Annotated in this window: 6 protein-coding genes; 5 read left to right on the top strand and 1 reads right to left on the bottom strand. The window is 54.7% G+C overall.

The window, feature by feature from the left end; translation table 11 throughout:
- From ACR0LI_RS19210 to ACR0LI_RS19195, 4 genes are all read left to right on the top strand, one after another.
- Positions 1 to 596: hypothetical protein (locus tag ACR0LI_RS19210; RefSeq protein ID WP_480719059.1), on the top strand; the 596-nt coding region annotated here is incomplete at its 5' end.
- Between the two features lie 420 nt (positions 597 to 1,016).
- Complete coding sequence (locus ACR0LI_RS19205) at positions 1,017 to 1,862, top strand: class I SAM-dependent methyltransferase (RefSeq protein ID WP_480719058.1); 846 nt, start codon at positions 1,017 to 1,019, stop codon at positions 1,860 to 1,862.
- 48 nt (positions 1,863 to 1,910) lie between these two features.
- Positions 1,911 to 3,746, top strand: a complete 1,836-nt coding sequence (locus tag ACR0LI_RS19200) for a hypothetical protein (protein ID WP_480719057.1) — start codon at positions 1,911 to 1,913, stop codon at positions 3,744 to 3,746.
- Positions 3,747 to 3,950: 204 nt separating this feature from the next.
- A complete protein-coding gene (locus ACR0LI_RS19195) occupies positions 3,951 to 4,940 on the top strand; it encodes a glycosyltransferase family 2 protein (RefSeq protein WP_480719056.1) in 990 nt (329 codons plus the stop codon).
- 95 nt (positions 4,941 to 5,035) lie between these two features.
- On the opposite strand, the gene ACR0LI_RS19190 is transcribed toward ACR0LI_RS19195, so the two are convergent.
- Positions 5,036 to 6,787, bottom strand: coding sequence for a glycosyltransferase family 39 protein (locus ACR0LI_RS19190; protein WP_480719055.1), 1,752 nt, complete (start codon positions 6,785 to 6,787; stop codon positions 5,036 to 5,038).
- A gap of 289 nt (positions 6,788 to 7,076) precedes the next feature.
- Here ACR0LI_RS19190 and ACR0LI_RS19185 point away from each other — a divergent pair, with 289 nt between their 5' ends.
- Positions 7,077 to 8,798 (top strand): glycosyltransferase family 39 protein, encoded by a 1,722-nt coding sequence (locus ACR0LI_RS19185; protein ID WP_480719054.1) that lies wholly within the window; start codon positions 7,077 to 7,079, stop codon positions 8,796 to 8,798.
- The last annotated feature ends 1 nt before the right edge of the window (position 8,799 follow it).

Below are 8,799 nucleotides of genomic sequence, written 5' to 3'. Positions count from 1 at the left end.
AAACCGGAGGCAGCCAGCCCGAAACCGGGGAAAACCAACCCGAGGCCGGAGGCAATCAGCCTGAAACAGAGGCCGACATCGAAAACCCCATCAACATTGCCGAACCTCAGGGCGAGTTGATGATCGACATAAGCAATCAGGACAGCCGGGGGAACATCGGAAAAGTGCCTGGTTACGCAGAAGCCGAGGAAGTTTCTCTATCGTTCGAGATGACCCGAGGCGAAGACGATACCGGCGCCGAGCGGCTTGTCTGGAACCACTCGAACTTCGGTCTGAAGCTGACCAAAAAGGGTCATCTGGTCGCGAAAGTCGACAACAACGATGGCGATTTCCGTGATGGCTATAAGATCAAGGATCTTGATCTGAACGACGGAGAGGCACATCAGGTGACTCTGATGGTCGATCAGAATACTGACCGCCTTCAGGTGCTGGTGGACGGCGCTGTTGTCCTGGATGAAACCGAAACCGATTTCGATTTCGCGGGCGGCAGAGAACCGGACTGGTACGTTGGCGACAGCGTGGAAAGCCTCGGGGTCGACGATGATGTGGAATTCATTGACTCGTCGCCGAATCCATACGCGGATTTGTTTGCCTGATGGCAACAACCGCCTCAGGTTAGAGAAATTGTCAATCAAAGCACGGGCGGGTCTCAGATTTGGGGCCCGCCCGCGCCTTTTCCGAACTGGCGCGCTACGGAACATGCAAAACTGTGCGCATACGCCCTTTATGAAGCATCCCTGTTGACTTAAGGCTAATTGCGGGCAGTGCCATTCACTACGACACATGCGAAAAGAGTTTGACCCCACCCAGGAGCTTTACGCCCCCATATTGAAACAGGCCTTCAGGACGGGGCTGTCCAATCGGGTCCGTTCCGAAATGAGATTGCGGTAGTTTTGTGTTTTAGAGTGAAGGAGTATTTGTCTCGACACATGATCCTGCATCGGCATCATATATGACAGACAGACGGGCCATGACCTTGCTTACGAGTGAACTTTATTCAATTACAGGACCACGAAATGAAACCTGAGAAAATGCCGGTGACCGCAGCAAGCTATCAAGCTTACCTGAACAGCCCGTACAAAAGCAGCAAGCATTCGACCTACTTCGATGTGTATGACAAGCTTTTCTCTCCCTACATCGGCAAGCCAATTACCTTCGTCGAAATCGGGGTTCTCAGTGGCGGGTCTTTGTTCATGTGGCGCGAGTTTTTCGGGCCGCAAGCCCGCATCATCGGTGTTGAACTGAACCCCGGCGCAAAACGTTGGGAACAGGATGGGTTTGAAATTTTCATCGGCAGCCAGAGCGATCCGGCCTTTCTGGAGAAAATTGCAAAAGAGGTCGGTGAAATCGACATCCTCCTGGACGATGGCGGCCATACGTATGAACAACAGATCATCACAACTGAATGCCTGCTGCCGCATATCCGCGATGGGGGCATGCTGGTCGTGGAGGACACGCATACATCCTACATGGAGGGGTTCGGGCTTCGGAACCGATCCTTCGTCAAATATGCCATGAACATGGTTGATCGTATCAACCACCGTTTCTGGAAACTGGCACCAAATGCTGCGGAAAAACGAGCCTGGGGGATCAGTTTTTTTGAATCCTTTGTCGTGTTTGAAGTTAACCGCAAAGCGACCTCGGTTGTGTCTGCGCCGACCGAGAACAATGGTGAAGATTTACATGCCAAGGATTTCAGGCATGCTGACAATCAGATCTATGAAAACCTGCTGAACACATCCAAGAAGCTGTCCGCACTCAAAACGATTCCGGGCATGCGCGCGGTAGCGAGACTGGTTCGGGCGGCGGTGTCCCTACCGTCCGACATGAAGCGCGCCCGCAAGTTGAAAGAGTATTTCTGAGCGGGTGATCGGCACTCATGCGCCACGTATCTGCAGAAAGCGCATAACATGAGCATTGCACTACCAGTCAAATTTCGCTGGCCATACGCGATTTCCGCCAGCCTGCTCATTTATGCACTCACAACCGCACCGGACCTGATCAGGGATGGCAGAAACCCGGATGACTGGCGTCAGGTCCATGGCGCGCCCGAAGGCGGGCTCCCTCTCAACTGGACGACCGAGGAAGGTCGCTGGGCGATGGAGGTGCTGTATGTTCATGTTCTCCAGGAACGTTTTCTGCCCGTTTTGCAGACTGGTCTGGCGGCAGGCGCCTTTCTTCTGCTGTCATGGGTTCTGGCGCGGCAGTCCGGCGATCGTGACACCCGGCCCTTCGCGACCTTCCTGATTTTCACGCTTGGCGTTCATCACATCTATATGATCAACGCCCTTACCTTTTCGAGCCACGTGTTTGCTTTCCCGCTGGCGTTGCTGCTTTCCGTTGCCGGTTTCAAATGTTTTGAACGCGGCATCCTTCATGCGTTTGGCGCTCGGGTGATCTGGCTTTTGATCGGTGCGCAATGCATCTCGCTTTGTGCAGCACTCTATCAACCTTTTGTCCCGTTCGGTGCCGTGATCCTGTTTGTCTCGATGATCCGAACCGACCGATACAAGACCACAGATGTGGGCACATTCATCCTGCTGTCGGCAATTGGGTCATGTCTTGGCCTTCTGGCCTATGTTGCGCAGGCCCATCTGGCTGCCCAACTGCATGACCATGTCCCCACAACCAACCGTGTCGCCCTGGCCTCGGCGCACGAGTTGCAGGACAAGCTTGAAAACAGCTTGAGATTGCTTGGCCAGATCTGGCGGGGATCGCTTCAGAGAATACCCTTTGCGGTCAAGACTCTGAACTCAGCCTATATCGGAATAGGGGTTTTGCTGAGCGTCGGGTTGAGCATTTATGTCCTTGCGCGCCCTCCGCGCAACTGGATGAACGCCCTGCGTATCCTGGTGGGCATGATCGGGATTCTCCTGTTACCTCTTCTGATCTGGTTCGCCTATGACGGACCATGGCTGCCGTCTCGGGCCGTCGCATATGTCGGCTTGCTGGCTGCGGTGTTCTATCTGGCTGTTGATGCCGAAATACGGGCAAGAGGGTTCACGGCGCCCATCATTCTGGGCCTGCCCCTGATCGTTGCGCTCACATACGCCTTCATGGCGCCTTTCGTCTGGAGCGATCAGTCCGAAATGGGAGACCGTGATGAGGCGCTTGCCGAAAAAATCATGGCGCGGGTCGCGGAACTGGAAGGGTATGACGGGGCGCCATTCCGCATCGTCGGCCATACAGATTACCCCGATCTGGCTTGGGGGGACATGATTGGTTGGACCGTATTTCACGCCGGGAATTCTCGTCCCGGCATCTTCAAGGACATGTACGACCTGGACTGGTACGCCGAGGGCGGGCTGTATGAAGGAGCGCTGGCCTGCGAGGCCTTCCCGGCCGAGAATTCCGTCTATTTGTATCAAGGTGCCGCCTATGTCTGCCTGTCGCAAAGCCCCGGCTTTTCCGGCAGCCTCATGTGCGCCGACAGTGACAGGCCCGAAATCGGCCGTGTCTGCGTCACACAAACAGCGGTTCTGCGGTTCTCGGAAATTTGTGCGCCCCCCGTTCGGGGGGACAGAATTGACGTAATACACACCGCGACGCCAACCATCCGCAGCGCTTTTTACGACGTTCAGAGCCGTGGCCACACCATACATGGCGGGTGTTTCTATACCGCAGGCTGGAATGGTGAGGTGCCCGATGTGATCGACGTGTCGATGGTTGGCGGGGATGGTGCAGTCACCTGGTCCGAAAAGCTGACGCTCGGCGCGATAGAGAATCCATCCGGCAACCTAGAATAAGGCATGCGCCTGACTGGCCAAATAACGCCAAACTAAAAACTTTGTCATCACCAAATGCACGGCGTGAGGTGCTTAGTGACTGTGAAAAGACACTGAAATTCAAAAAAATACGCACGCACACAGAACTTTTTGAGCCCAAGGCAAAACCATGGTCACTTATCCCCGGACGCACGGGAAAGGCTACGCGTTATGGTAAATTTAAACATGAGCACCCCCACATTCCTGTCTCGGGGGAAAGCCCCGGACGAAAGCGTCCCGACGCTCAGCATCATCGTGCCCATGTTCAATGAAGAAGAGGTTCTGCCGGCCCTGTTCGCACGCTTGGGGCAATTCCTCGATCAGCTTGGGGAAAGCTACGAGATCATCTGCGTGAACGACGGCAGCACAGACGCGACCGCCAGGATTCTGGCTGCTGCGCATGAGCGCGATGATCGTATCAAGGTGCTGAACTTTTCACGTAATTTCGGCAAGGAAATCGCATTGACGGCGGGGCTGGATGCAGCTGCGGGTGAAGCCGTTGTTCCGATAGACGCGGATTTGCAGGATCCGCCCGAGCTGATCGAGACATTTCTTGAAAAGTGGCGCGAAGGGTTCGATGTCGTCTATGCCGTCCGGCGCCACCGCGACAGCGATACCGCGATGAAACGCTGGACAGCGCTGAAGTTCTATCAGGTCATCAACCGGCTCTCAGGCGTGCCGATACCCGCCAATACCGGCGATTTCCGCCTTATGGACCGACGCGTGGTTCAGGCTGTCGTTCAGCTGCGCGAGCACAACCGCTTTATGAAGGGCCTTTTTGCCTGGGTCGGGTTTCGGCACACGGAAGTGGCGTATGACCGCCCCGAGCGTGCGGCGGGGCAGACCAAGTTCAACTACTGGCGCCTTTGGAACTTTGCGCTGGACGGTATTACCGGGTTCAGCACCGTACCTCTCAGGATTGCAGGCTATGTTGGAATGCTGACAGCATTGGCCGCGATCATCTATGGTGTTTTCCTGATCTCACGCACTCTTATTTACGGTGTAGATGTACCTGGCTATGCCTCGCTGATGGTTGCAGTGTTGCTGATCGGCGGTCTCCAACTTGTCGTGCTGGGCATCATCGGGGAATATCTTGGGCGACTTTATGCGGAGGCTCAGAAACGCCCGCTTTACATTGTCGAAAGCAGCCTTGGCCTGGATGATCAGACACATTGACCCGCCTGTGGGCAAGTCGACCAACCCGCAGACTGGCATTTGTCAACCAGACACGCCCTCCCGATAAGGGGTCGCCAGGAGGACCGCCCGGGTAATCAATGCCCGGTATCAGGTTCGAAAAGCTCGGCGCTGGCCCGCAAACGTTCAATTTTCAAAGTACGCTCATAATTCTGTAGGGCTTCACGCCGTGCATCGGTGATGACAAGGTCTCCTTCGTGGGGCCACGTGATCAGCCAGGCGCGGGATGTGGGGTTGGTGCGCAAAGATGTATCGTATTCGGAGACGACGAAATTCGCATCATTAATGTAATAGAATAGCGGCGTATCAACCCAATTGCGGTCCCGCAAGAAAACGAGATCACCGTCTTTCATTTCCGGCCGTACGGCCTCTGCAATACCCTGATAGTCATTGGGAGAGCCCGGCTTACCAGCGGCGTAAGGTATACTGGCGGCAAACACCACCATGCACAGGCAGATCAAAGCCACCCTGACACGGTGGCGCTGGGACAGCCACACTGCACCCGCCGCGCACAGGATCAGCAGAAACGGCACGAAAAGAAGAAAAGCTCTGGGGGCGAGGATAGAAACTTTGTAGGACGCTGCAAATAGGATCAGCGGAGAGACAACTGCGATCAGCCATAAAAGCAGTGTCCGCTCCTGAGGATATTGCAGCGTGGTCGAAGGCAGTCTAGGTACAACGTCTCCCCATATATTGCCCAGAACGGGGATGAGCAGCGCCGGAAAGGGTAAAACAGACATCGCCATCAGCGCTTCGTTTCTGCGATGGGCAATCGAACCCAGCCAAAACATGAAACAGGCCAGGCAGACCGCCGCCGACACCAAAACCCATACCGGGATCTTCTGCTGGGCGCGCATCACTGGCGCTTCGCGTTTTGGAGCTTTCAGGCTGGCCGCCAGGAGCAACAGGGCGAAGCCCAGAACCAGCCAGGTCCAGATCGGCTCGATTTGCAGTAGTGGGACTGCAAAATCGTCTTTCGCAAACAGGAACCCAAAAGAGAAATACTCGACCAGAAAGTCAAAAGAAGGATCAGGGGCCGCTCCTTTACGCGCACGATAAACCGCATGTGTCAGGGCAGGGGCAGACAGGATAAAGGCAAACGCTTGCACCTGCAGCAACCGTGGGGCTTGCCGCAGACCGATACGTTGATGAAACCGTAGACCATCCACTTTTAGTCGGGGCAAAACCAGAGCAGCCCAGAACGCGTGGATCATGATAAGGGGCCAGAATAGCTCAACCGTCAGAACCCCTGCGATAACCGAGGCAACATAAGCAATCTCAAGACCCGGGCGCGGCTCGCGTGTTCTGACAAGACACAGAAGAAGCCAAGTCGCCAGCAACGACAGGAAGGCCCCAGCGACGTACATGCGAGCCATCTGGCTCCAGAACACATGAAAACCATGAAGAGACAGCAACAACGCGGCCAGACACCCCACGGTCGATCCGAATATGCTGCGGGCGATCAGGAAAACCAGTGGAATCGAGCCGACAGCGAACAATACACTGGGGAACCGCAGGGCAAAATGGGATGTCCCAAAGGCTTTGGTCCAGCCCAGCATGGATACATACCAGCCCATCGGGTGCGGCTCATCATGGAAATGCCACCATATGGTCTCGGCAAGGTTATGGCGCGGTGGTGGTTCGGAAATACCGGCAACCAGGTCAATACCAGGAACATAGATTTCCGGATGGGACATACTGCGTAGCTCGACCCCCCAAAGGCGCAATATCAGCGTCAGCAAAACCGCAACCATAAGCCCGACCAAGACAGCACCAGTCCGATAATCACGCTTGCCGGGGAAAACAGACCCTTTTTCAAATGTCGCCATCAAACAATCCAACCTCTGGCATCCCAGGATGCCATAAAACCAATCTACTCAGGCTCAATTCTCTTTCCACACCTCTTTACCGAGGTAGATTTACACCAACATGAAACATAATTACACATCCTTGGAAATTGTTTCGTTAAACTACGATCATCTTCAGAATAAGTTCCTGCCGATCTAAAAATTGATATGAATGACAGGAGACGAAATCTTTGTCGTATTGAAACCGGTTCTACAAAGCTTCGCAGGGCGCTTGGAATATAGATGTCTATGGTATTGAGTACTTAGTTAGATGGGCAGGTTTTCTTTTGGCACTTTGGCGGGAATAGCGGGTGTTGTATTAGGGCTGCTTTTGCCGAACAGCCTGTTCACCCAGGTGCTGCGCGGCACCGATACGGCGACAGATCCGGCCTTTGCCCAAGGAATCTGGCTGTTCAAGGCCGGGCTCATCATCATAGGGGTGTATCTTCTGTTATTGCGGCTTCTGCCGATTGGCCGCCCACTGTCCCCACAGTACCCTGAGATTTCTCCTGCCAGTTCAGTCCAGACACTGATCTTTGGCCTTCTGTTGGTGTGCGCTACCGCTTTGCGTCTTTATCAGCTTGATACCGGCATTTGGTATGATGAGATTCTGACATCTGTAAATTACATGCCCCTTACAATCGGGCAGATCGTCAGCACCTATCACGATGCCAACAACCATGTCCTGTTCTCGGTGCTGGCGCGCCTGTCTTTGTCAGTCTTCGGTGACAGTGTCTGGGCCTTGAGATTGCCTGCGGTCGGTTTTGGCATTGCCGGCATTGCCGCTATTTACTTTTTTGCCCGACGCGTCGGCCCGACTCGTGAGGCTCTGTTTGCGGCGGCACTATTGGCGTTTTCCTATCACCACATCTGGTTCAGCCAGAATGCACGTGGTTACACCGCATTACTGTTCTTTGCCCTGCTTTCCAGCACCTGGTTTCTGGACGCCATGCGCCAGGGGAGCCCCCGCAAATGGGGGCTGTATTGCCTTGCCGTCGTCCTGGGGGCGTATGCGCACCCTACTATGGGGCTGATGGTGCTTGCGCATTTTGCAATCTGGAGCACAGCCTGGGTCCAGCAAAACAAGCAATACAAGCGCTATCGCTGGAACGGGTTGTTTTGTGGCTTCATCCCGGTGGGTCTGTTTACGTTTCAGGTCTATGCTCTGGTCTTGCCCAGTATGGTCGGCGGGGCGCTATTGAATTCCGGACTGAAGGGCGAAGACAACGAGTGGACCAACCCTTTTTGGGCATTGGCAGAACTGTTCAGCAGTCTGCAAATCGGGTTGGCCAGTGCGGGTGTTGTGATAGCCGCCGGCCTTGTCTTTGCGATTGGTGTCATCAGCTTTGCCCGAACGCGACCGGTTGTTGTGGCGTTGTTTCTGATCCCGGTTGGAGTCGGTTTCATAGCAATGACCAGTATCGGGTATACCCTGTTCCCAAGGTTTTTCTTTTTCACCTTCGGATTTGCGATACTTATCGTGATCCGCGGTGCCTTTGTTGCCGGCCAGTTGACTGCGCACCTGGCACGGTTGCCCGCCGCAGCCACGAAATGGCTGCCCAGACTGATATGCGCAGGCATTGTGGCGGTATCTCTTTTATCCCTCCTGCACGTGTATCTGCCAAAACAGGATTTCAATGGTGCCATCAATCTGATTGAAAGCGACCTGCAACCCGGGGACACGGTTCTTGCTGTCGGGATCGCAGGATTTCCGTTCAATGCATACTATGACAAGGGGTGGGATGTCATCGAAACGACCGATGATCTGGATCGCCTGGCCTCACAGTCAGGCAGAACCTGGTTGGTCTATACGATGCCGGTGCACGCCCGGACCACATATCCGGGAATACTGGAGAGGATCAAAAAGGAATACGCTACCGTTGCGCGGTTCCGGGGTTCTCTGGGCGGGGGAGACGTGGTGGTCAACCTCGTAGATCCGACCAAGGCCCAAGCCACAGGAAAGAGTACAAGTACTGTAAAGGATAACGATTGAT

The sequence above is a fragment of the Ruegeria sp. CL7 genome (assembly GCF_056536445.1).
Note: the sequence above shows the minus strand (reverse complement) of the source record. Positions and strands in the feature narration are given on the sequence as shown.

What these genes read in the sequence shown, in the direction of transcription:
- ACR0LI_RS19205 (WP_480719058.1), top strand. Translation starts at nt 1,017, where the DNA reads ATGAAACCTGAGAAAATGCCGGTGACCGCAGCAAGCTATCAAGCTTAC.
- ACR0LI_RS19200 (WP_480719057.1), top strand. Translation starts at nt 1,911, where the DNA reads ATGAGCATTGCACTACCAGTCAAATTTCGCTGGCCATACGCGATTTCC.
- ACR0LI_RS19195 (WP_480719056.1), top strand. Translation starts at nt 3,951, where the DNA reads ATGAGCACCCCCACATTCCTGTCTCGGGGGAAAGCCCCGGACGAAAGC.
- ACR0LI_RS19190 (WP_480719055.1), bottom strand. Translation starts at nt 6,787, where the DNA reads ATGGCGACATTTGAAAAAGGGTCTGTTTTCCCCGGCAAGCGTGATTAT.
- ACR0LI_RS19185 (WP_480719054.1), top strand. Translation starts at nt 7,077, where the DNA reads ATGGGCAGGTTTTCTTTTGGCACTTTGGCGGGAATAGCGGGTGTTGTA.